This is a genomic window from Roseovarius pacificus (genome assembly GCF_900142665.1).
GTDB lineage: Bacteria > Pseudomonadota > Alphaproteobacteria > Rhodobacterales > Rhodobacteraceae > Roseovarius > Roseovarius pacificus.
Map to the genome: position 1 here is coordinate 146,059 of NZ_FRBR01000008.1, position 23,545 is coordinate 169,603.

The following is a 23,545-nucleotide window of genomic DNA, read 5'->3' on the forward strand; positions in this document are numbered from 1 at the left end:
TTCCGGATAAAGCAGTTCGGGGGCGTTCAGGCTCCCGCACCTGACATCACGTCATCGACCCATGACAATTGGCGCGGCAGGCAAATGCTGCGCAAATCATACCGTTTCTGGATCAAACTCCGCGCCGCCGCCCCCAGACCTTCGCGCGCCTCCTGATCTTCGAGCAGATCACAGACCTGCCCGACAAGCGCATCGCCATCGAAGAAATCCACCAGCCGTCCGGTTTCGTCCTGCGCAATGACCTCTTTGACCGGCGCGGTATCGCAGGCCACGACGGACGCGCCGCAGCTCATGGCTTCCAGAAGACTCCAGCTTAAAACAAAGGGATAGCTTAGATAGACATGCACCCGGCTGACCTGCAAAAGCCGGGTGAACTTGTCATGCGGAATCCGGCCCAGGAAATGCACGCGCTCCCAATCGGCATCGGAAATCTGGCCACGTACCTCGTCGATGAAAATCTGCTTCCAGGTTTTTCCGCCGGGCGGCCGCGCGCCATAGCTGACCTCGTCGCCACCGACGATCAGAACTTCCGCTTGGGGACGCTCACGCAGCAGGCGGGGCAGGGCGCGCATGAAAACGTGATATCCGCGATAGGGTTCTAGATTGCGATTCACAAAGGTAATCACCTCATCGTTGCGCGTCACATCGACCTGTCCGTCGATGGTCAGACGGGCATTCGGGTCAGGACGTGACAGGGCGGTGTTTATTCCGTCATGGATAACGGTGATGCGGTCGCGGAATTCACACGGAAATGTATCGGCCTGAAACCGGGTCGGGCTGATACCGGCATCCGCCATCTGGAAATGCAGATGATTGTTGATGTTCTTCATGCGGATACGAAGCCCCGACAGATCGGCATCGCCCCGGTCGAACTCGGGATCGAACCGCAGATGGGGATACTCTGCACTGTGATAAAGCTCACAATAAAGACCGATCCGAGCATCCGGCCAGACATCGTGCAGGAACAGCGATTCGCCCCAACCGGGATGGGCAAGGATCAGATCGGGGGAAAATCCGGCATCCTTCATCTTGCATGCCGCGCGATAGCACGCCTCCCCACGGGTAACCTTGGTGTCCAGATCGACCAGCCAGGGATGCGTGTTCTGTCCCTTGCGGTTGGGCAGGGCGTAAGGCAGCACGCGCACTCCGTTCCAGTTTGTCGGCTCTTTCACCCGCAGGGTCAGCGCGACACATTGATGGCCTTTCGAAGCCAGCAGCGGCGCCAGATGCTTGTATTGGCCGGGAAAGTTCTGGTGGATGAACAGGATTTTCATGGAACGCACCGCCCGATACAGTTTTTTCCGGTTATAGGCGGGGCTCTCGCCCCTGCAAACCCCCGCTTTTTGCGCCTTGCCACTGGACCCCGCGGCGTGTGGGCCCTATCACGCAGGGCAATACGAATGACCGCAAAAGGGTGTGCTGCACATGTCGCGCTATTCTGCCGCCGAGATCGAAGCGAAATGGCAAGAGGCCTGGGACAAGGCCGGAATTTTCCGCGCCAGCAGGTCCGGGGACAAGCCCAAGTACTACGTGCTTGAAATGTTCCCCTATCCTTCGGGGCGCATCCACATGGGCCACGTGCGCAACTACACGATGGGAGATGTGATCGCACGCTACAAGCTGGCCACCGGCCACAACGTGCTGCACCCGATGGGGTGGGACGCTTTTGGCATGCCCGCCGAAAACGCGGCGATGGCCATTGGCGGACATCCCAAGGACTGGACCTACGGCAATATCGACGACATGCGCGGCCAGATGAAGCCGCTTGGCCTGTCCATCGACTGGAGCCGCGAATTCGCCACCTGCGATCCGGAATATTACGGCCAGCAACAGGCGCTGTTCCTCGATATGCTGGAGCAGGGGCTGGTCTATCGCAAGAACGCCGTGGTCAACTGGGACCCGGTGGACATGACGGTGCTGGCCAACGAGCAGGTTGAAAACGGGCGCGGCTGGCGGTCGGGCGCGTTGGTGGAACGGCGCGAGCTGACGCAATGGTTCTTCCGCATCTCGGACTTTGCCGAGGAATTGCTCGAGGCGCTGGACGGGCTGGATGACTGGCCCGCCAAGGTCAAGCTGATGCAGGCCAACTGGATCGGTCGCTCGCGCGGGTTGCAGTTTGCCTTTTCGCTGATCGACGGCCCCGAGGGCCATGACCGGATCGAGGTTTATACCACCCGGCCCGATACCCTGATGGGCGCCAGCTTTATCGGGATTTCCCCGGATCATCCGCTGGCCCGCCAGATGGAAAAGGACAACGCCGAACTGGCCGCCTTCAACACCGAATGCCGCCGCATGGGCACCTCGGAAGAAGAGCTCGAAAAGGCCGAGAAAAAGGGGTTCGACACCGGCCTGCTTGTGCGCCATCCGTTCGATACCGCATGGGAATTGCCGGTTTACGTCGCCAACTTCATCCTGATGGATTATGGCACCGGCGCGATTTTCGGCTGTCCGGCGCATGATCAGCGGGATCTGGATTTCGCCAACAAGTACGGACTTCCCGTTAGCTCGACCTATGCGCCGGAAACGCCGGGTGACGATTTCACTTTGCCCGAGGACGGGGGCGAGGCATATGTCCCGCCAAAAACCGAAAAGGTGCGTTATGTCAAAGGGTTCGCGGGTGACGAGGTGCAGACCGGCGAGCAAGGGATCGATGCGGCCATCGCCTTTTGCGAAGACAACGGCGTGGGGCAAGGCGTGACCAAGTACCGCCTGCGCGATTGGGGGCTGTCGCGTCAACGGTATTGGGGGTGCCCGATCCCGGTGGTGCATTGCGACACCTGCGGCGTGGTCCCCGAGAAGAAAGAAAACCTGCCGGTGCGTCTGCCTGACGATGTTAGCTTCGATCAGCCCGGCAACCCGCTGGATCGTCACCCCACCTGGCGCGATTGTGCCTGTCCGTCCTGTGGTGCGCCCGCACGGCGCGAGACCGACACGATGGACACTTTCGTGGACAGTTCGTGGTATTTCGCCCGTTTCACCGCGCCGCGCGCCGAAACCCCCACCGACATGGCCGAGGCCGAATACTGGATGAACGTGGATCAGTATATCGGGGGCATAGAACACGCGATCCTGCACCTGCTCTATTCGCGGTTCTTCGCCCGCGCCATGCACCTGACGGGCCACCTGCCGCAAAAGGCGATCGAGCCGTTCAACGCGCTGTTCACGCAGGGTATGGTGACGCACGAGATTTATCAGACCCGCGATGAAAACGACCGTCCCGTCTATCACCTGCCCGAAGACGTGGAAGACGGCAAGCTGAAGGCGACAGGCGAGCCGGTCGAGATCATCCCCTCGGCCAAGATGTCGAAATCCAAGAAGAACGTGGTCGATCCGGTCAATATCATCGGGTCTTACGGTGCCGATACCGCCCGTTGGTTCGTGCTGTCCGACAGCCCGCCCGAGCGGGACGTGGAATGGACCGCCTCGGGGGCCGAGGCCGCGCACAAGCACCTGTCGCGCGTCCATCGCGTGGTGAGTGAGATCGCCGCCAGCGACGCGCCTGCCACCGATCAGGACGAAGGTCTGCTGCGTGATATGCACAAGGCCATCCACGATGTGACTGGCGGGGTGGAATCCTTTGGCTTCAATGCGGCCATTGCGCGGCTTTACGCCTTTACCAATACGCTGGCGAAATCGAACGCCGGGGCCGGGGCGCGCAAAGAGGCCGCCCGCGCACTGGTGCAACTGATGTCGCCGATGACCCCGCACCTGTCGGAGGAACTGTGGCAGACCTTGGGGGGCGAGGGGCTGGTGACCGATGCGCCCTGGCCGCAGGCCGACGAGGCGATGCTGGTTGACGATACCGTCACCCTGCCCATCCAGATCAACGGCAAGCGCCGAGCGGAAATTCAGGTGCCGAAGGACATGGACAAGTCCGAGGTTGAAAAAACCGCCCTGTCCAACGATGCTGTCATCAAGGCACTGGATGGGGCCCGGCCGAAAAAGATCATCGTTGTCCCCGGACGGATCGTGAATGTCGTCATTTGATCGCCGCACCTTTCTGACAGGCGCTTGCAGTGCGCTGACCGCCCCGGCCCTGGCGGGCTGTGGCTTTACCCCGGCCTATGCACCGGGAGGGGCCGCGACTCGGCTGCGCAATGCCGTTTCCATCATGGAGCCCGACGACCGTGCGGGTTACCTGATGACGCGCGAGCTTGAAGATCGTCTCGGGCGCGCGTCGATGCCGCGCTACGATCTGATCTATTCGCTGGACCTGATTTCGCAGCCGGTGGCGATCTCCACCAGCAATATCGTAATGCGTTACAACCTTCTGGGTGAGGGAACCTATGTGTTGCGCGATCGTGACAGCGGGGCCGTGGTGCTATCCGGAACTGTGGATAGCTTCACCAGTTTTTCGGCCTCTGGCAGTACCGTTGCAACACAGGCGGCTGAACGTGATGCAGAAGAGCGGCTGATCACGATTCTGGCCGACCAGATGGTGGCGCGCCTGATTGCCGGGTCTGCGGGCCTTCCGGCATGAAACTGTCGGGGCGCGATGCTCCGGGCTATTTCGCGCGGCCCGAGCCGCAGCGTACCGGGCTGTTGATCTACGGCTCCGATGGAATGCGCGTGGCGCTCAGACGGCAAGAGGTGATTGCGGCTCTTGTCGGCCCTCAAGGCGAAGAGGAAATGCGTCTGACCCGTATCCCGGCGGCGGATCTGCGCAAGGACCCTGCGATGCTGCTGGATGCGATCAAGGCGCAAGGGTTTTTTCCGGGGCCGCGCGTGGCCTTTGTCGAGGATGCGACCGACGCTCTGGCCCAGATCGTGACCGATGCCCTGATCGACTGGCGGGAAGGTGATGCGCAGGTCGTCGTCACCGCCGGGCAGCTCAAGGCCAGTTCGAAACTGCGCAAGTTGTTCGAAAACCACCCGAACGCATATGCTGTCGCAATTTACGACGATCCGCCCTCACGCGCTGAAATCGAGGCGATCCTCGCCAAATCCGGGCTCAGGGATATCGGCGGGGATGCGATGCGCGACCTGACAACCCTTGCGCGCGAACTGGACCCCGGTGATTTCCGTCAGACGATGGAAAAGCTGGCGCTCTACAAGCTGGATGATGGTGCGCCTGTCTCCTCCGAAGATATCGCGGCCTGCGCCCCCGGTTCCACCGAGGCGGACCTGGATGACGTTCTGCATATCGTGGCCGAGGCACGTTCGGGCGAGATCGGGCCGGTCATGAAGCGTCTCCGGGCACAGGGGGTGCAGCCCGTGTCACTGTGCATCAGCGCCACACGGCACTTTCGCACGCTTTACGCGGCGGCCTCGGACCCGGGCGGGGCAGCGCAAGGCATCGGGCGGGTGCGCCCGCCGGTCTTTGGCCCCCGGCGCGACAGGATGCTGCGCCAGGCCCAGCAATGGGGCGCGGATCGGCTGGAGCAGGCGCTGACGCTGCTTACCGATACCGATCTGCAATTGCGCTCGGCGGGGCAGCACGCGCCGGACATGGCGCTTGTGGAACGCACGCTGATCCGGCTGGCGATGCTGGCCGCCCGTTAAGGCGATGGGTTATTCGGACGGAGCGTAAAGCGCGAATAGCTCGGTGCCGGTCATCTTGGTCGTGTCGTCGGCAAAACTGTATCCATCGGGTTTCTCGTCGATGAAAATCTCGCTGGTCAGGGTGATGCCGTCCACATCGTCCAGCGTGCCCAGCCCGAACGCATATTGGCCCTGATGCGGTCCCGGCGCGGTGATCCGGTAAAACAGGCTGGACCCGCAAGTGGCGCAGAAACCGCGCTCGGCCCAATCGGATGAGGCATAGGTTTTGGGCTCTTCTGCTCCATTGAAGGTAACGGCATCGGCACCGACTTCGAGGCCCAGAAAAATGCCGCCGGACCACTTGCGGCACATCGTGCAGTGGCACGCCCCGACCGTCTCGGGGGGCGTCGCGATCTCGAACCTCACTGCGCCGCAAAGGCATGATCCGGTGCGTGTCATCTCGGAACCTTTCGTCTGGTCGCGGGTTTGCAGAATTACGCTAGCACGCGTTCGTATCGGCGCGCAAAGATCATGTTTCAGGTGATCGCTTGTCAGCGACATTCAACCGGGGCACTGTAATTGCCGATCCGCATCGAAAGGAAAGCCATATGTATCAGGTCATAGGAACCCGGGCGAGCCGGGCGTTTCGTGTTCTGTGGCTGTTGGAAGAGATCGGTCAACCTTATGAGCACCTTGCAGCCGCCCCCAGAAGCAAAGAAGCTTTGGCTGTGAACCCTTCCGGCAAAATCCCTGCCCTGCGTGTCGGCAATGATGTGCTGACCGACTCCAGTGCGATCATGGCCTATCTGACGGATCGGCATGGGCAGTTGGCCTGTCCCGCAGGCACGATCGAGCGCGCCCGGCAGGATGCGCTGACCCATCAGATACTCGACGATCTGGATGCCGTTCTCTGGACCGCCGCCCGGCACAGTTTCGTTCTGCCCGAGGAACGCCGGGTGCCGCAGGTCAAGGAAGCGCTGAAATGGGAGTATGAGCGCAACCTCGAGCGGCTGTCCTCTGCGTTGAAGGGGCCGTTTCTTATGGGGGACGAGATAACCGTACCGGATATCCTGTTGGCGCATTGTCTGATCTGGGCGGAAAAAACCGGGTTTCCCGCTTCGGATGAAAAGCTTGGCCAGTACAGGGCCGAGATGATGGCGCGTGAGGCGTTTCAGCGCGCGGCGGCGCTGCCCTGACCGATCAGCCGCTAAGCCAATCAACGGCGGCGCGCCCGGCCCAACGGCCCGTGGCAAGGCAGGCGGTCAGCAGATACCCTCCTGTCGGGGCTTCCCAATCCAGCATTTCGCCTGCCGCAAAGGTGCCGGGCCGGTCGCGCAACATCAGCCTCTTGTCGAGCGCGTCAAAGCGCAATCCTCCGGCGGTCGAGATCGCCTGATCCATCGGGCGCGGACCTTGCAGGGGGATCGGCAAGGCCTTGATCAAGGGGGCGGGGTCGGGCGGCAGGGGGCGCGCGAATTCCATCAGCAGCGCCTGTTTGACCGGGTCCAGTTTCAGCGCCTTGCGCAGGTGGTTCGAGAGGCTGGCCTTGCCACGGGGGCGCGACAGGCGTTGGCGCAGGGTTTCAATCTCCAGATCGGGCGTCAGGTCCAGCGTCAGCGCCGCACCATCGCGCAGCATGGCCGACAGGGCGTAGATGCCGCCCCCTTCAAGTCCTTGTTCGGAAACGATGATTTCTCCGCGCGAGACATGATCTCCGGCATGCAGCGCCACACCTTTGACCGGGCTGCCGAAATGCCGCCGCATGTGATCAGACCATGATATGACAAATCCCATATTGGCGGGCTGAAAGGTGGTCAGACTTTGTGACGGCAGATGCGCTGCCCATGCGCCGTCGGACCCAAGCCGCGCCCAACTGGCGCCTCCGCAGGCAAAGATCGTGACATCCGGTGTCAGCTCCTGCCGGCCTTGCGGCGTGTCGATCAGAACGGCCCCATTGTTCCATCCGCTCCAGTGCCAGCGGGTTTGCAGGCGAACGCCAAGGCGTGACAATTCGGCCAGCCAGCCCCGCAACAGCGGCGAGGCTTTCATCGCCTCGGGAAACACCCGCCCGGTGCTGCCCGTGAACAGGGATTGCCCCAGGCCCATGGCCCATTCCTGCACCTGTTGAGGGCCGAATTCCGTCAGCATCGGGCGCAACATCGGGGCGGCCTCGCCGTAGGCAGCGATGAAGGTTTCGAAATCCTCGTCCTTTGTCAGGTTCAGGCCCGACTTTCCCGCCATCAGCAGCTTGCGCGCGGGTGACGGTTTGGCCTCGGCCACGGTCACGGCATGCCCGGCGCGTGCCAGTTCATCCGCGGCCATCAGCCCGGCAGGGCCCGCGCCGATGATCAGCGCCTCGCTCATGTCACGGGGGGTGGGGTGCCCTTGTCGAGACCCACGTGATGCACAACCCGTTGCGGGAAGGGAATTTCGATGTTGTTGTCTTTCAATACGTTCCAGATGGCGAACAGCACCTGTGGGGTGAACTTGTTCTTGCCGTCGTCGATGCCGTTGACCCAGAATTCCACCGCGAACTCAACGCCACTGTCGCCAAAGGCGCGCAGCTCGCAATCGGGGGCTTCGGGATCGCTCAGGATGAAGGGCAGGTCGCCCACGGCCTTTTCCACCATGGGCGGGATCAGGTTGATGTCGGTGTCATAAGACACTGAAAACGGGGCTTCGTACCGGTTTGCGCTGCCCTGATCCGAGTAATTGACGACACGGGTGGTAATGAAATCCTCGTTCGGGACGACGATCCAGCGACCGTCGAAGGTTTCCAGGATCATCGCGCGGGCGGTGGTCTTGACGATGGTTCCGGCCTCGCCATTGTCCAGTTCCACATAGTCGCCCACGGTCGCCTGCCCTTCGAGCAGCAGGATCACGCCCGAGATGAAGTTCGCGGCGATCTTTTGCAGGCCGAAGCCAAGGCCGACACCGATGGCGCCGCCAAGCACCGCGAGCGAGGTCAGCGAGATGCCGAGGACGTTCATCAGAACCAGGAACGCCGCGCCGAAAATGGCGATTTCGGCGGCCTTGGCGGCCAGTTGCCTTGTGGCGGGGCGCATATCTTCTTGCGACTGGATGTAGTTGGCCGACTGGTCGTTCGACCAGCGCCCCAGCCAGAAGATCACGCCGCCCGCGACGATGGCCTTGACCAGCCACAACAGGTCGAATGACATGTTGCCCAAGGGGACGATGGTGGTGGCCAGTTTCTCGGTCACGAGGTCCAGAATGCCGAGCGCATAAAGCCCGGCGACCGGGATCAGGATGTATTTCCCAAGCAGTTTCAGGAACGGGTCGGCAAGGATGTCGCGCACCAGAATGCGCACCGCGAGGAACAGAAAAACCCTTTTGCCAAAGGCAATTACGCCGCCAGACCCAAAGATGGACCGGGTGACGCTTTCGCCTGCGCCGGTCAGGATATAGGCCAGCAGCGGCAAGAGAAGGGGCACGAACAGCAGCACCATCCGGCGGGCGCGGGCGATGACGTGATCCTGATCGGGGGGCGGTGTCAGAAGCTGGGTCAGGACGGGCCTGATGCGCCGGCTGATCACCACCGCCAGCAGGTAGGCGACGATCAGCAGGGCGAATTGCGACCACGCGGCGGGGCTGAGGAGCCAGCCCTTGGCGATGTCCCAGCCCTGCATCGCATAATCCATGGCCTGCTGCACGATCGGCGGCGGGTTGTCCCAATCCATAACGCACCTCTTGCAAAACGGTGTAACTGCGCCATCCTCTTGCCCGTTGGCGGCCACGGGATCAAGACAAAGGCGATGGAGAACGGCGAAGAAGACCCGATTTGCCCCTTGTGCCAAAGGCCGATCCCGCCGGAGGCGCGTCAGAGCCTGCATCACCTGATCCCCCGGCTGAAAGGCGGGAAGGGCGGGCCGACGGTGTTGTTGCACCAGATCTGCCACAACGAGATCCACGCCACGCTGACCGAGGCCGAACTGGCGCGGGACTATGCCACCGTGGCGGCGCTGAGGGCGCATCCGAGGCTGGAGAAGTTCATCCGGTGGGTGGGCAAGCGGCCGCCCGGATTTCACTCGAAAACCCCCGGTGCGCGGCGCAAGCGTTAACGGCTGAGTCGGACCCGGCGAAAGCCCTTTGTTAACAAGGGAAAACGCCGTTCGGTATTGCATCGGTACGACGTCGGTATTGCGTCGGTATCGGATCGGTAAATCCCGGTGGTTAACAGGGCGCACGCGTACCGTTCGTACGAAACGACCCGTGGTTTCGTACGAAACGCGATTGATGGGAAATGGCGCAGGGCCGGGTGCATCCTGTCCCGCCACGGCCCCGCTTGCCAGCGGTGGCAACTGCTGTACCATCGCCCCGGATTGCGGAGATGATCCAACAGGGGAATTGCAACATGAGACTGGAAGGAAAGACCGTCGTGATGACGGCGGCAGGGGCCGGGATCGGGCGGGCGTCGGCGCTGGCCATGGCGCGTGAGGGGGCGACGGTATATGCGGCGGATATTGACGCCGGGGCGCTGGACAGCCTTGCGGCGGAACATGCCGGTATCCGCCCGGTGACGCTGGATGTTACCGATGCCGCCGCGATCGGGGCGTTCGCCGCCGAAACCCCCACGCCCGACGTGTTGTTCAACTGCGCCGGATGGGTGCATGACGGCACCCTGCTGGAGGCCACGGATGCCGATTGGGACCGGTCCTTTGCCGTCAATATCCGCGGCATGGCCCGCATGACCGAGGCCTTCCTGCCCGGCATGATCGGGGCCGGGGGCGGGTCGATCATCAACATGGCGTCGGTCGTGTCGTCGATCACCGGCGCGGCCAGCCGATGCGCCTATGGCGCGACCAAGGGCGCGGTGATGGGGCTGACCAAATCCATCGCCACGGATTACATCAGGGACCGCATCCGCTGTAACGCGATTTGTCCGGGCACCGTTCTGACGCCGTCGCTACAGGACAGGATGGCGGCGCGGGGCGATTACGATGCGGCCTATCAGGCGATGCTGGACCGCCAGCCCCTGCGCGAGATGACCCACCCCGAGGACATTGCGCCGATGGTGGTGTACCTGGCCTCGGATGAATCCAGAGTGACCACGGGGCAGTTTTTCGTGGTCGATGGCGGCTGGACGATCTGATGGCGCAGGAGATCGGATTGATCGGCCTCGGTGCGATGGGCGCGGGCATGGGGCGCAATATTCTGGCCAGGGCGGGCGGGCTGCATGCGCTGGCCAATCGCAACCGTGCGGTGATCGACAGCCTTGTCGCGGCGGGCGCGGTGGAACATGCCAGCGCCGCCGATCTGGCCCGCGCCTGCGATGTGGTGGTCCTGTGCCTGCCCAATTCGGACGTGGTGGAGCAGGTGGTAAACGAGATGCTGCCGGTTCTGCGCCCCGGCCAGATCGTGATCGACACGGGCACCTCGGCGCTGCCCTCGACCCTGAAACTGGCGCAGACCCTCAGCGACAAGGACGTGCTGTTCGCCGAAGCGCCGCTGACCGGCGGGGCGCAGCAGGCGGAGGAGGGGCAGTTGGGCGCGCTGGTGGGGGCCTCAACCGAGGTGTTTGCCAGCGTCGCGCCGGTGCTGGACCTGTTCTGTTCCAGCGTGCAGCATTTCGGCCCGGTCGGCGCCGGGGCGAAGGCGAAATTCGTCAACAACTACATGGTGATGGGCATTGCCGCGCTGGTGACCGAGGCGTTTCACACCGCTGCCGAGGAGGGCCTCGACTGGGGGAAGTTGTATGATGTGGTGACACGCGGTTCGGCCTCGTCGGGGGTGCTGGACAGGGTGATCGGCAACGCGAAGGACGGTGATTTCATGGGCTATGTGTTCTCGGTCGAGAACGCGGCCAAGGACATGCGCTATATCGCGGACATGCAGGAGCAGCAGGGCCATGCGACGCCCCTGTCGCGCGCGGTGCATGACCTGTTCCAGCATGCGGTGGAGCAGGGCCACGGCGCGCGGCGGCTGAGCGAGCTGTTGCGCCCCGAAATCAGGACGCGGCTGTTTGCGGAGGAGTGAGGCGTGCAGCCGCCCGGCACGCTGGAAACGGAGCGCGCACCACCATTGGCCAAAGAGGCAACGGAAGGGGCGCGTCCTGCCCCGAGGACGGGCACAGTGCAACACTCCTGTAACGTGCAGTGCCTAAAAGAAGGGCGTGGACGGCATCGGGCCGCGCCCTGCCGGGTGGGGTATGGGTTGTCACTCTGGCGTGGGCTGCCCATAGTAGGTGCGTAATAATCGAGAGACGAAATGGCGGCAGGCGATAACAGACAACCGGGCCTTTTGGGCGAGACGGAAAACTATGCGCGGGTGCGCACCACGGCGTTGGTCATCATCGCCTTTGCGGTGGTGTTGTTCCTGCTGGTGCAGGCGCGATTCATCCTGATTTCGCTGGCGGTGGCGATCATCCTGTTCGCGCTGACCTCGGACGTGATCCGCCTGATCGCGCGGCAAAGGATCGGGCGGTTCGGCTTTCCCAACTGGCTGGCCTCGATCATCGCGCTGGTGCTGATCTCGGCGGCGCTGCTGGTGTTGTCGTCGATCCTGCTGGCGCAGCTCAACACGGTATTGTTTACCGCGCTGTCCTATGCCGAGCGCGCCCCCGAGGCGGTGGCCTCGTTGTTCGCGTGGATGGGCGAGGATGTGGAGCAGTCCATTCTCAATTCGCTGAGCAGCGTGCAGATTTCGGGCTATGTGCGCGCGGTGGCCGGGCAGGCGGGCAACCTGATGCAGGGCACGGTTCTGGTGATCCTGTTCGTGGGCTTTTTGTTTGCCGAACGTATCTGGTTCGACACCAAGATGCAGAATTTCTTCGGCGACGAGGCGCAGGCCGCACGGGTCAGCAAGATCATCACCTCGATCATTCACCGGGTGAACTATTACCTGCTGGTCAAGACGGTGGTCAGCCTGATCACCGGGGCGATGGTCTATGCGGTGGCGCGGTTCTTCGGGATCGAACTGGCGCTGGCGGTGGGGATTCTGACATTCATCCTGAACTACATTCCCAATATCGGCTCGATCGTGGCCACGGGCATGGTGGCGCTGGTGGGCTATGTGGAAACCGGCGAGGCGCAGACAACGGCGGCGCTGTTCCTGATCTGCGGGGCGATCCAGTTTCTGAACGGCAACGTGATCGACCCGTGGATGATGGGCCGGGCGCTGCGGCTGTCGTCCTTCGGGATCATCATCAGCCTTGCCTTCTGGGGTGCGGTCTGGGGGATACCGGGCATGTTCCTGTCGGTGCCGATCATGGTGATGTTCATGGTGGTGTGCAGCCACGTGCCGGAACTGCGCAAGCTGGCGGTGCTGCTGTCGCGCGAGGGGCTGCCCGAGGACGAGACGGAACTGGACCGGATCGGCGAAGAGATCGAGAACCGCAAGGCATCCTGAGACGCGCCTGCGGTTGGTGAGCCGGTCATGCCGGGCCGGTCAGACCCGGCACATGCCCTTGATCGTGGCGGCATGGACGTAATCGGCGGCAAGCGTGTCGGCGGCGAGGTCCAGGGTGCGCGCCATCAGGGCGTCGGGGTCGGCGATCTGATCGAACAGGCCCCAGGACAGCGCCTCGTCGGTGGTCACCTTGTGGCCGCCCATCAGGATCAGCTTGGCGCGCGCCGGGCCCATCAGTTGTGTCAGGCGTTTGGGGTCCGAGGGCTGCGGCAGGAAGCCGAGTTTCATCACCGGGTAGAACGCCTTGGCCCCGTTGGCGGCGATGCGCAGGTCGCAGGCCAGCACCATGCCCATGGCCCCGCCCGCCACCGTGCCGTTCAGCGCGGCGATGGACAGGCCCGGAAAGGTGGCGATGGCGGAACTCAGCCGCTCCCACACCGCCGATGTCGCCAGACCGGCGCGGGCGGCTTCCAGATCGGCCCCGGCGGAAAACACCTTGCCCGCCCCGGTCAGGATCAGAACGCGGGCCTCGTCATGGGCGGCTTCGGCGATGCGGGCCAGTTCGGTCAGCATCTCGGCGGTGAGGGCATTGGCCTTGTCGGGCCGGTTGAGGGTGACGGTCCAGAGTTTGCCGTCCTTGGTGAGGTCGATCATGTCAGGCCTAGCTTGTTGCGGATTTCAGGATCACGAAGCGAAATTTCCTGCCCCAGATGGGCGTCTGCCCCGGCGCCGCACATCCACAGCAGCGCCCTGGCGGGCCAGTCGGCGGGGATGTGGTCGGACCAGTCCAGTTGACTGACCGGGTTGATGCCGCTGGCCTTGATCACGTGTTGCATGTCGGTGGCCACGGTGCCGGGCGACAGGCCCATCACGCGCAGCCCGTCGGCGGCGCCTTCGGTATGGGCGCATCGCGTCAGCATCGCCGCACCGGCCTTGGAGGCGCAATAGGCGCTCCAGCCTTCCAGCGGGTTATGGGCCGCGCCGGAACTGATGGTGAGGATCGTGCCGCCGCCCTGTTTGCGCATCACCGGTATCGCCGCGCGCATGCCATGGAAGACGCCCTTGAGGTTGACGTCGATCAGCTTGCCCCATGCGTCGGGGTCGGCCCCGGACAGGGGCGCGATCGGTTCGATCACGCCGGCGTTGCCGATCAGGATGTCAAGCCTGCCGAACGCCTTGAGGCAGGCCTCGACCGCGGCTTCGACCTCCCAGTAGCGGCTGACGTCGCAGGGCACGGCGATGGCTTGTTCGCCCAGTTCCCCGGCCAGGTCCGCGATGGCGTCGGCATTGCGGGCCAGCAGCGCCACATTCGCCCCGGCCCCGGCGAAAACCCGCGCAGTGGCGGCGCCGATGCCGCGGCTGGCGCCGGTGATCAGGGCCGTCTTGCCTGTCAGGTCCATGCTGTTTCCCCCCTTTGGGCGTGTCGGCCCAAGTGGTAACGCGTGCTTTCCCTAGGGTCCAGCCAGAACCACCCTTGACCCCGCTGGCCCGAGGCCAGAGATTATGGGCGACATTGTTATGAAAGGGTTCGGTATGGCACCGCGCACACAGCTCGTCGCTTCGGCGGCAACGATTGGTTTTTTCATTTCCGGCTCGGCGGCGATGGCCGATGTGACGCCCCAGCAGGTCTGGGAGGACTGGCAGGCGTATTTCTCGGGATTCGGGTATGAGGTCGAGGCGGTCACCGAGCAATCGGGCGATACGCTGAGTGTCCGGGATCTGAGCATGAACATGCCGATGCCCGAGGCCGAGGGCGATCTGGAGATCGTGATCCCCGAACTGGCCTTTGCCGATAATGGCGACGGCACGGTGTCGATCACCATGCCCGAGACCTTGCCGATCCGCGTCATGGCCGCCGATGACGACGGGCAGGCGTTCGAGTCGGTGATCGAGTATCGCAGTTCGGGCTTCGAGATGCTCGTTTCGGGCGATGCCGATCGGATGACCTATACCTACAGCGCCACGACCAGCACACTGGAACTGACCGAGGTCACCGCCGATGGCGAGCCGGTGGATTTCGGAACCGCCAGCATGACCATGTCCGACATGGCCGGGACGTCGGTGATGAGCAGTGGCGACCTGCGTGAACTGACGCAGGAATTCACCTCGGGCGAGGTGCTCTATGCGCTGGACGTGACCGATCCCGAAACCGGCGGGCGCATGACGGCGCAGGGCAGTTACGACAGCCTGGGCTATGCCGGCACGGGCACCCTGCCGGACAACATGAACAGCACCGACATGGCCGCGATGCTGGAGGCGGGATTCAGCATGGACGGAACCTTCGAGGTGGGCGCGGGATCGGGAACGATGTCGTTTGACGAGAACGGCGACACGTTCAAGACGGTCAGCACCTCCGGGGGCGGTGATTTCGGCGTGTCGATGGATGCGGGCAAGCTCCGCTATTCGGGCGCGACGAATGACATCGAAATGACGGTGGAAACCAACCAGCTGCCCTTCCCGGTGCAGTTCGCCAGCCAGAAACTGGGGTTCGAGATGACCACCCCGGTCAGCAAGGGCGATGAGCCGCAGGATTTTGCCGGATCGTTCACATTGTCCGAGTTCACCATGTCCGAGGCCATCTGGGCGATGTTCGACCCCGCCCAGCAATTGCCGCGCGATCCGGCCACGGTGGATATCGACCTGACCGGCAAGGCGCGTTTGCTGTTCGATCTGCTCGATCCCGAACAGGCCGAAGCGCTGGAAGACATGGAAGATACCCCGGCGGAACTGAATGCGCTGACGCTGAACCGGCTGACGGTGCGTCTGGCCGGTGCGGAACTGACCGGCGAGGGCGATTTCACCTTCGACAACTCGGATCTGGAAAGCTTCGACGGGCTGCCCGCGCCTCTGGGCGCGCTGGACCTGCAACTGGTGGGCGGCAACGGGTTGCTGGACAAGCTGGTCGCGATGGGGCTGATCCCGCAGGATCAGGCCAGCGGCGTGCGCATGATGATGGGCCTGTTCGCCCGTCCGGGCGATGGCGAGGATACGCTGGTGTCGCGCATCGAGGTCAACGAGGAAGGCCATGTTCTGGCCAATGGCCAGCGCCTGAAATAAGCCCACCGGCCCTTTGGGTGGCCTGACATGAAACGCGAAACGCCCCTGCGGAGACCTGCGGGGGCGTTTTGTATGTTTCCGTCGCCCGGGGGGGCGGAACCTTGAAAAGGTTCCGGTCCGATTTCTTTTGAAGAAATCGGGGCCAGTGTCCGGCTTTTTCTTTCACCTGCCGGGCCTTGTGCCGGGGCGGGGCAGGGGCTACCTGTTGCCCGCATTCAGGAGACACGCATGACCCGACCGCTTGACCAGTTGACCGACAGTTTGCTCGACGCCGCCCGCAAGGCCGGGGCCGGGGCCGCCGATGCCATCGCCATCGAGGGGCGCTCGATCACCATCGACATGCGGGGCGGAACGCTTGAGCAGGCCGAGCGCGAGGAAGGCGTCGATGTGGGGTTGCGGGTGATGGTGGGGCAGCGGCAGGCCTGCGTGTCGGCCTCGGACGCGCGGCCCGAAGTTCTGACGGCGCTGGCCGAACGGGCGGTCGCCATGGCGCGCGAGGCCCCTGAAGACCCGTATATCGGGCTGGCCGATCCCGGCCAACTGGCGCGGGACTGGGACCTGGCGGCGCTGGAACTGGCCGATGCCACGCCCGAACCTTCGGCGCAGGAGTTGCAGGACGACGCCCGCGCCGCCGAGGCCGCGGCGCTGGAAGTTCAGGGCGTCAGCCAGGTGCAATCGGCCAGCGCGGGCTATAGCTGGCGCGCGGTGCATATGGCGGCGACCAACGGCTTTGCCGGAGGGTACGAGCGCACGGATCGCGGCATCAGCTGTGTGGCGATTGCCGGGGAAGGCTCGGGGATGGAGCGCGACCATGACGGCGACAGCCGCATCTTTCAGGCCGATCTGCGCACCCCTGACGATATCGGCCGCCGCGCCGGAGAACGGGCCGTGGCCGCTCTGAACCCGCGCAGGCCGCGCACCGGGGCCTATCCGGTGCTGTTCGACGAGCGGATTTCATCCTCGCTGATCGGGCATCTTCTGGCCGCCGGCAACGGCGCGTCCATCGCGCGCGGCTCGTCGTGGCTGATGGGGCGGCTGGGCGAACAGGTGTTGCCCGAGGGGCTGTCGGTGATCGAAGACCCGCATCGTGCGCGCGTCATGGGATCGCGCCCCTTCGATGCCGAAGGGTTGCCGACCCGGCGCCGCGCCATCGTGCAGGACGGGGTGCTGACCGGCTGGGCGCTGGACCTGGCCAATGCCCGCAAGCTGGGAATGGAGCCGACAGGCAATGCCAAGCGCGGCACAAGTTCACCGCCGAGTCCGGGAACGTGGAACATCGAACTGACCCAGGGCGGGCAGAGCCGTGACGAACTGATCGCCGACATGGGTACCGGGCTGCTGGTCACGTCGATGATCGGCTCCACGATCAACCCCAATACCGGGGATTATTCGCGCGGCGCCTCGGGGTTCTGGGTGGAAAACGGGCAGATCGTCTGCCCGGTCAACGAATGCACCATCGCGGGCAACCTGCCCGAGATGTTGCGCCGCATGGTGCCCGCCAACGATGCGCGCCCGTGGCTGAGCCGGGTCGTGCCGTCGCTGCTGATCGAGGGGCTGACGATTGCCGGCGAGTGATCTGGACCTGCTGATCGACGCCGCCCGTGCGGCGGGCGAAGAGGCCTTGCGCCATACCGGCCCCACGGCGAGACGCTGGGACAAGCCGGGTGGCCTCGGCCCCGTGACCGAGGCGGACATGGCCGTGGATGCGTTGTTGTCCGACCGGTTGCGCGCCGCGCGGCCCGGTTATGGCTGGCTGTCGGAGGAAACCGAGGACAGCGATGCGCGCCTGTCCTGCGAACGGGTGTTCATCGTCGATCCCATCGACGGCACGCGCAGTTTCATCGAAGGTTCGGGCATATGGGCGCATTCGCTGGCCGTGGCCGACCGGGGCATTGTGACGGCGGCGGTCGTCTATCTGCCGGCGCGCGACATGATGTATGTCGCCGCCGAGGGGCAGGGCGCGTTCCTGAACGGCGCCGCGATCCGTGTCAGCGACCGCAACGATCTGAGCGGCGCATCGCTGCTGGCGGCCAAGCCCAATCTCGCCCCGCAGCACTGGGTGGGCGGCACGCCGGACGTGAAGCGCGCGCATCGTCCGTCGCTGGCCTATCGTCTGTGCCTTGTGGCCGAGGGGCGGTTTGATGCGATGCTGACCCTGCGCCCCAGTTGGGAGTGGGACATCGCCGCCGGGGAACTGATCCTGCGCGAGGCGGGCGCACTCACCTCGGACCGCGCGGCGCGGGTCTTGCGGTTCAACAATGCCGCGCCCAAGGTCAATGGTGTGGTCGCGGCCAATCCGGTGCTGCACGACGCCATCTCCCGCGCACTGGCGGCGGGCTGAACGCGGCGCGCGGGGCCTGCGGCGCGACAGGGGGCTTGCCGGGGCGTCAGATCCGGGTCTAATTCCGGGAGAATCTGGCAGGGGCAGCGCGCATGGCACGATCCGACAATCTGACCGGGGCGTTTCTGATGATGGGATCGATGGCGTCCTACAGGATCAGCGACAGCTTCATGAAATCCTTGGCCGGGGATATCCCGATGTTCCAGCTGTTGTTCCTGCGCGGCATACTGACGACACTGGCCGTCGGTGTGATCGCCTGGAAAATGGGAGCGTTGCGCGCACAGGTGCCGCGCCGCGACTGGGGCGCGATCGGGCTGCGCATGGTGGGCGAGATCGGCACGGCCTATTTCTTTCTCACCGCATTATTTCATATGCCGATCGCCAATGTCACGGCGATCCTTCAGGCCATTCCGCTGACCCTCACGCTGACCGCGGCGGTGGTGTTTCGCGATCCCGTCGGCTGGCGGCGGATGTCGGCGATCCTGGTGGGTTTTGTCGGAGTCATGCTGATCGTGCGGCCCGGCACGCAGGATTTCACCGTCTATTCCTTTTACAGCCTGGCGGCGGTGGGCTTCGTCACCCTGCGCGATCTGTCAACCCGGGCGTTGTCGCGCGATATCCCGTCGATGTTCGTGACGCTGATCACCTCGGCCTCGATCATGGTGTTTTTCGGATTGGGCAGCCTGTCGGGCGAATGGGCGGCGGTGGATATGCGCACGTCGGGCATGATCGTGGGCGCGGCGGTGATGATCATCGGCGGCTACCTGTTTTCGGTCATGGTGATGCGGGTCGGCGAGGTCAGCTTTATCGCGCCGTTCCGCTATACCGGGCTGATCTGGGCGCTCGTGCTGGGCTGGGCCGTGTTCGGCGAGTGGCCTGAGCCCCTGACCTTGCTGGGGGCGGCCATCGTCGTGGGATCGGGCCTGTTCATGCTGTATCGCGAGGCGCAACTGGGGCGGAAAACACGGCTTTCACGTGATCTTCGTCCACGTTGAAGCGCTCGCGCAGCTGCGCCTGCGTGACGGAATCGATCTGCGTCAGCGCACCGGGCCTGTCGCCTGCGCCTGAATCGTTGTCGCCATGCACGGCGCGCAGGTACATCGGCCAGGTCGGCTCGATCAGGGTGGGCATCTTTTCGTGCAGCTTGTGATGGGGGTAGTTCATCACCGTCTTGGTGTCGCCCGCATTGAACATCACCGCCAGCCCGCAAGACCAGAGCGGGCTGCGCACCGTGCGGGCCTCGATCCCCGTGTCCGACAGGCGCACCATGAAACCGCTGCTGAACTCGAAGGCCATCTTGCGCCGGCCGTTGCGCAGGGGCGCACTGCGCCGGGCCATGCGCCGCAGGGCCCGGACGAAACCGATGCCCACCGCATCGTCGTCGTCCAGCCGGAACTGCATCGATTCGGTGTCGTTCTCGCCCAGTTCCTCCAGCAGCGCCGCCTGCATGGCCTGCCGGTGCTTCATCGGTTCCCGGGTGACGATACGGATTTGCGGGATATCCGCCGTCAGGTCGCTCAGCCGGTCGCGCCAGGGTTTGGGCAGGCTGTCGCCGACGAGGATCAGAAAGGTGAAATCCGCATCGGTCTGCCCGGCGATCGACGGCAGGGTCAGCGTTTCGAAATGGCGAAACCGCAACTCCATGCGTTCAGGGGCATAGAGATAGGACTCGCGGTCGGCGGTGCTGTCATGCATCCGCTTGAACCCGCCGAGGGCGGGATAGGAAAACCTGCAAATACCAATGACGCGCATGATCGTCCGTTGCGTGAAGAAGCCTGTCGTGCCATGCTGGCAAAACCATGCGACCGGAACAAGGCGAAACGCTGTTTTCAAGGCGGCATCGCTTGGGAGCAGGCTGTTGACAAGCATTCCGACTCCCCCTATACGCGCCCCATCCGGTCATGGGGGTCGCCCCGTCAACCGATATCAAAACTGAAGTGGTCAAGATCCAGGCACTTTAATTCGCCTCGATCCTCTGGGAACCAGCCGCGTCGTTCACCTCGGAATGGGAACGTTGCGGTGTTTTCGCTTTGCGGACGCGTAAGGCGTATCGAGATTAACCGCATGGGGACGGCCCTGTGCAGACACATGTGTTGAGAGACGGGGAAAGAGACCCAATGCCAACGATCCAACAGCTGATCCGCAAACCGCGGCAGCCCAAAGTCAGAAGCCAGAAATCCATGCACCTGCAAGGGTGCCCGCAAAAGCGTGGCGTCTGCACACGCGTCTATACAACGACGCCGAAAAAGCCGAACTCGGCCATGCGTAAGGTCGCCAAGGTGCGCCTGACCAACGGTTTCGAGGTCATCAGCTATATCCCCGGCGAAAGCCACAACCTTCAGGAGCACTCGGTGGTTCTGATCCGTGGCGGCCGTGTGAAAGACCTTCCCGGTGTGCGCTATCACATCCTGCGCGGCGTGCTCGATACGCAAGGCGTCAAGGATCGTAAGCAGCGCCGCTCGAAATACGGCGCCAAGCGTCCGAAGTAAGAGGAATAACAGATGTCCCGTCGTCACGCCGCAGAGAAGCGCGAAGTCCTGCCCGACGCCAAGTATGGCGATCGGGTTCTGTCGAAGTTCATGAACAACCTCATGATCGACGGCAAGAAATCCGTTGCCGAGAAAATCGTCTACAACGCCCTTGATCGTGTCGAAGACAAGGTCAAGCGCGCGCCGGTGGAAATCTTCCACGAAGCGCTGGACAACATCAAACCCGCGGTCGAGGTTCGCTCGCGCCGTGTGGGCGGTGCCACCTACCAGGTGCCCGTCGAAGTGCGCCCCGAGCGCCGCGAAGCGCTGGCGATCCGCTGGCTGATCACCGCCTCGCGCGCCCGCAACGAGAACACGATGGAAGAGCGCCTGGCCGGTGAACTGCTGGATGCAGTCAACAGCCGCGGCACCGCCGTGAAAAAGCGCGAAGACACCCACAAGATGGCCGAGGCGAACAAAGCCTTCAGCCATTACCGCTGGTAACCCCGAGAGGCCCCAAGATCATGGCACGCGATTATCCCCTCGAACGCTACCGCAACTTCGGCATCATGGCGCATATCGACGCCGGCAAGACCACGATGACCGAGCGGATCCTGTTCTACACCGGTAAGAACCACAAGATCGGCGAGACCCATGACGGGGCCTCGACGATGGACTGGATGGAGCAGGAAGCCGAGCGCGGCATCACCATCACGTCGGCTGCGACCACCACGTTCTGGCAGCGTCAGGAAGACCCGACCCCCGAAGGGACGTCGGACACCAAGACGCGCTTCAACATCATCGACACGCCCGGCCACGTCGACTTCACCATCGAGGTGGAGCGTTCGCTTGCCGTGCTCGACGGCGCGGTCGCGCTGCTGGACGGGAACGCCGGTGTCGAACCGCAGACCGAAACGGTCTGGCGTCAGGCCGACCGTTACAAGGTTCCGCGCCTCGTGTTCGTGAACAAGATGGACAAGCTGGGCGCCGATTTCTTCAACTGCGTCAAGATGATCAAGGAACGCACCGGCGGCACGCCGCTGCCGATCGCCCTGCCGATCGGCGCCGAGGACTCGCTGGAAGGCATCATCGACCTGATCAAGATGGAAGAATGGGTCTGGGCCGGCGAAGATCTGGGCGCCTCCTGGGAGCGCAAGCCGATCCGCGACGAGCTGAAGGATGTTGCCGACGAATGGCGCAGCAACCTGATCGAACTCGCCGTCGAGCTGGACGACGACGCCATGGAAGCCTATCTCGAAGGCGAAGAGCCCGATGAGGCCACCCTGCGCGCGCTGATCCGCAAGGGCACCCTGTCGCTGTCCTTCTTCCCGATGCTGGCCGGTTCGGCATTCAAGAACAAGGGTGTGCAGCCCCTGTTGAACGCCGTTGTCGACTTCCTGCCCGGACCCAAGGACGTTCCGGTGCTCAAGGGGTTTGCCCCGGACGACGAAAACGAAGAGCGCAATATCGAACGTCCCGCGGACGACGATGCGCCGTTCTCGGCCCTGGCGTTCAAGATCATGAACGACCCGTTTGTCGGCTCGCTGACCTTCACCCGCATCTATTCGGGCGTTCTGCGCAAGGGCGACCAGATGATGAACTCGACCAAAGGCAAGCGTGAACGCGTTGGCCGGATGATGCTGATGCACGCGGTCGAGCGGCAGGAGATCGAAGAGGCATTCGCCGGTGACATCATCGCGCTGGCCGGTCTGAAAGACACCACCACGGGCGACACGCTGTGCGACCCGCAGAAGCAGGTGGTTCTGGAAACCATGACCTTCCCCGATCCGGTGATCGAGATCGCGGTCGAGCCGAAGACCAAGAACGACCAGGAAAAGATGAGCCAGGGCCTTGCGCGTCTGGCCGCCGAAGACCCCTCGTTCCGCGTCGAAACCGATCTCGAATCCGGTCAGACGATCATGAAGGGCATGGGCGAACTTCACCTGGACATCCTGGTGGACCGCCTCAAGCGCGAATTCAAGGTCGAGGCCAATATCGGTGCGCCGCAGGTGGCCTATCGTGAAACCATCGGCCACGAGATCGAGCACACCTACACCCACAAGAAACAGTCGGGTGGGTCGGGTCAGTTCGCCGAGGTCAAGATGATCATCTCGCCCACCGAGGCGGGCGAAGGCTACAGCTTCGAATCGCGCATCGTCGGCGGGTCGGTTCCCAAGGAATACATCCCCGGCGTCGAGAAGGGCATCGAGTCCGTCATGGACAGCGGCCCGCTGGCCGGTTTCCCGGTGATCGACTTCAAGGTCGCGCTGATCGACGGCAAGTTCCACGATGTGGACTCCTCGGTCATGGCCTTCGAAATCGCCGCCCGGATGTGCATGCGCGAAGGTCTGAAAAAGGCCGGAGCCAAGCTGCTGGAGCCGATCATGAAGGTCGAGGTGACCACGCCCGAGGAATATACCGGGTCGATCATCGGCGATCTGACGTCGCGTCGCGGTCAGGTGTCGGGCCAGGAGCCGCGCGGCAACGCCATCGCGATCAATGCGAACGTGCCGCTGGCCAACATGTTCGGCTACATCAACAACCTGCGCTCGATGTCGTCGGGCCGGGCCCAGTTCACGATGCAGTTCTCGCATTACGATCCGGTCCCGCAGAATATCTCGGACGAGATTCAGGCGAAATACGCATAACCGTCGGTGCGCCCTGAGGGCGCACCCTACACCAACCCGTAGGGTGCGCCCTCATGCGCACCGCACGACACAGAAAGAGGGAGCCAATACCATGGCAAAGGAAAAGTTTGACCGTTCGAAACCGCACGTGAACATCGGTACGATTGGTCACGTTGACCACGGCAAGACGACGCTGACGGCGGCGA

General features: G+C 63.6%; 23 protein-coding genes. 16 read left to right on the plus strand and 7 right to left on the minus strand.

The window, feature by feature from the left end; genetic code table 11:
- Positions 1-26: 26 nt before the first annotated feature.
- Positions 27-1,274 (minus strand): glycosyltransferase family 4 protein, encoded by a 1,248-nt coding sequence (locus BUB53_RS14235; RefSeq protein ID WP_073035437.1) that lies wholly within the window; start codon positions 1,272-1,274, stop codon positions 27-29.
- Between the two features lie 151 nt (positions 1,275-1,425).
- On the opposite strand from BUB53_RS14235, the gene leuS reads away from it, so the two are divergent.
- The 3 genes from leuS to holA are packed head-to-tail and all read left to right on the plus strand — an operon-like array spanning position 1,426 to position 5,502.
- Positions 1,426-3,987, plus strand: a complete 2,562-nt coding sequence (gene leuS, locus BUB53_RS14240; RefSeq protein WP_073035438.1) for a leucine--tRNA ligase — start codon at positions 1,426-1,428, stop codon at positions 3,985-3,987.
- A complete protein-coding gene (lptE, locus tag BUB53_RS14245; RefSeq protein WP_073035439.1) occupies positions 3,974-4,480 on the plus strand; it encodes an LPS assembly lipoprotein LptE in 507 nt (168 codons plus the stop codon). Before leuS ends, lptE begins: the two co-directional genes overlap by 14 nt.
- Positions 4,477-5,502, plus strand: coding sequence for a DNA polymerase III subunit delta (gene holA, locus BUB53_RS14250; protein WP_073035440.1), 1,026 nt, complete (start codon positions 4,477-4,479; stop codon positions 5,500-5,502). Before lptE ends, holA begins: the two co-directional genes overlap by 4 nt.
- A 9-nt stretch (positions 5,503-5,511) precedes the next feature.
- On the opposite strand, the gene BUB53_RS14255 is transcribed toward holA, so the two are convergent.
- Entirely contained in the window at positions 5,512-5,940 is a 429-nt protein-coding gene (locus BUB53_RS14255; RefSeq protein WP_073035472.1) for a GFA family protein, read from the minus strand.
- Positions 5,941-6,089: 149 nt separating this feature from the next.
- On the opposite strand from BUB53_RS14255, the gene BUB53_RS14260 reads away from it, so the two are divergent.
- Complete coding sequence (locus tag BUB53_RS14260) at positions 6,090-6,677, plus strand: glutathione S-transferase family protein (protein ID WP_073035441.1); 588 nt, start codon at positions 6,090-6,092, stop codon at positions 6,675-6,677.
- Positions 6,678-6,681: 4 nt separating this feature from the next.
- On the opposite strand, the gene BUB53_RS14265 is transcribed toward BUB53_RS14260, so the two are convergent.
- The gene (locus BUB53_RS14265; RefSeq protein WP_073035442.1) at positions 6,682-7,845 is read right to left on the minus strand and encodes a TIGR03862 family flavoprotein; all 1,164 of its coding nucleotides are present in this window, start codon (positions 7,843-7,845) and stop codon (positions 6,682-6,684) included.
- Positions 7,842-9,179, minus strand: coding sequence for a mechanosensitive ion channel family protein (locus tag BUB53_RS14270; protein WP_073035443.1), 1,338 nt, complete (start codon positions 9,177-9,179; stop codon positions 7,842-7,844). Before BUB53_RS14270 ends, BUB53_RS14265 begins: the two co-directional genes overlap by 4 nt.
- A gap of 75 nt (positions 9,180-9,254) precedes the next feature.
- On the opposite strand from BUB53_RS14270, the gene BUB53_RS14275 reads away from it, so the two are divergent.
- From BUB53_RS14275 to BUB53_RS14290, 4 genes are all read left to right on the plus strand, one after another.
- A complete protein-coding gene (locus BUB53_RS14275; RefSeq protein ID WP_073035473.1) occupies positions 9,255-9,560 on the plus strand; it encodes an HNH endonuclease family protein in 306 nt (101 codons plus the stop codon).
- Between the two features lie 293 nt (positions 9,561-9,853).
- The gene (locus BUB53_RS14280; RefSeq protein ID WP_084729159.1) at positions 9,854-10,591 is read left to right on the plus strand and encodes an SDR family oxidoreductase; all 738 of its coding nucleotides are present in this window, start codon (positions 9,854-9,856) and stop codon (positions 10,589-10,591) included.
- Complete coding sequence (locus tag BUB53_RS14285) at positions 10,591-11,475, plus strand: NAD(P)-dependent oxidoreductase (RefSeq protein WP_073035445.1); 885 nt, start codon at positions 10,591-10,593, stop codon at positions 11,473-11,475. Before BUB53_RS14280 ends, BUB53_RS14285 begins: the two co-directional genes overlap by 1 nt.
- A gap of 231 nt (positions 11,476-11,706) precedes the next feature.
- Positions 11,707-12,846: an AI-2E family transporter gene (locus BUB53_RS14290; RefSeq protein ID WP_084729155.1), complete on the plus strand. Its 1,140-nt coding sequence runs from the start codon at positions 11,707-11,709 to the stop codon at positions 12,844-12,846.
- Between the two features lie 39 nt (positions 12,847-12,885).
- On the opposite strand, the gene BUB53_RS14295 is transcribed toward BUB53_RS14290, so the two are convergent.
- Together BUB53_RS14295 and BUB53_RS14300 are read right to left on the minus strand one after the other, a co-directional pair.
- Positions 12,886-13,500, minus strand: a complete 615-nt coding sequence (locus BUB53_RS14295) for an enoyl-CoA hydratase/isomerase family protein (protein WP_073035446.1) — start codon at positions 13,498-13,500, stop codon at positions 12,886-12,888.
- Positions 13,497-14,246 carry an SDR family oxidoreductase gene (locus tag BUB53_RS14300; protein WP_073035447.1) on the minus strand — a complete coding sequence of 250 codons (750 nt, stop codon included), beginning with the start codon at positions 14,244-14,246 and terminating at the stop codon, positions 13,497-13,499. The genes BUB53_RS14295 and BUB53_RS14300 overlap by 4 nt, the downstream gene beginning before the upstream one ends.
- A 103-nt stretch (positions 14,247-14,349) precedes the next feature.
- Between BUB53_RS14300 and BUB53_RS14305 the strand changes: the two genes are divergently transcribed.
- The 4 genes from BUB53_RS14305 to BUB53_RS14320 all read left to right on the plus strand — a co-directional run bounded on the left by BUB53_RS14305 (position 14,350) and on the right by BUB53_RS14320 (position 19,239).
- On the plus strand, positions 14,350-15,903 hold the full coding sequence (locus BUB53_RS14305) for a DUF2125 domain-containing protein (protein WP_084729157.1): 1,554 nt from the start codon (positions 14,350-14,352) through the stop codon (positions 15,901-15,903).
- A 228-nt stretch (positions 15,904-16,131) separates the two neighbouring features.
- A complete protein-coding gene (locus BUB53_RS14310; protein WP_073035448.1) occupies positions 16,132-17,478 on the plus strand; it encodes a TldD/PmbA family protein in 1,347 nt (448 codons plus the stop codon).
- Entirely contained in the window at positions 17,465-18,244 is a 780-nt protein-coding gene (locus tag BUB53_RS14315; protein ID WP_073035449.1) for an inositol monophosphatase family protein, read from the plus strand. Before BUB53_RS14310 ends, BUB53_RS14315 begins: the two co-directional genes overlap by 14 nt.
- A gap of 92 nt (positions 18,245-18,336) precedes the next feature.
- Positions 18,337-19,239 carry a DMT family transporter gene (locus BUB53_RS14320; protein WP_073035450.1) on the plus strand — a complete coding sequence of 301 codons (903 nt, stop codon included), beginning with the start codon at positions 18,337-18,339 and terminating at the stop codon, positions 19,237-19,239.
- On the opposite strand, the gene BUB53_RS14325 is transcribed toward BUB53_RS14320, so the two are convergent.
- Positions 19,172-20,113 (minus strand): glycosyltransferase, encoded by a 942-nt coding sequence (locus BUB53_RS14325; RefSeq protein ID WP_229709556.1) that lies wholly within the window; start codon positions 20,111-20,113, stop codon positions 19,172-19,174. The genes BUB53_RS14320 and BUB53_RS14325 overlap by 68 nt on opposite strands.
- A 248-nt stretch (positions 20,114-20,361) precedes the next feature.
- Here BUB53_RS14325 and rpsL point away from each other — a divergent pair, with 248 nt between their 5' ends.
- The 4 genes from rpsL to BUB53_RS22515 all read left to right on the plus strand — a co-directional run.
- Positions 20,362-20,733: a 30S ribosomal protein S12 gene (gene rpsL / locus BUB53_RS14330; protein ID WP_007817136.1), complete on the plus strand. Its 372-nt coding sequence runs from the start codon at positions 20,362-20,364 to the stop codon at positions 20,731-20,733.
- A 12-nt stretch (positions 20,734-20,745) separates the two neighbouring features.
- Entirely contained in the window at positions 20,746-21,216 is a 471-nt protein-coding gene (gene rpsG / locus BUB53_RS14335) for a 30S ribosomal protein S7 (RefSeq protein ID WP_073035451.1), read from the plus strand.
- A gap of 20 nt (positions 21,217-21,236) precedes the next feature.
- Positions 21,237-23,360: an elongation factor G gene (gene fusA / locus BUB53_RS14340; RefSeq protein WP_073035452.1), complete on the plus strand. Its 2,124-nt coding sequence runs from the start codon at positions 21,237-21,239 to the stop codon at positions 23,358-23,360.
- Positions 23,361-23,451: 91 nt separating this feature from the next.
- Positions 23,452-23,545: GTP-binding protein (locus tag BUB53_RS22515; RefSeq protein ID WP_143163231.1), on the plus strand; the 94-nt coding region annotated here is incomplete at its 3' end.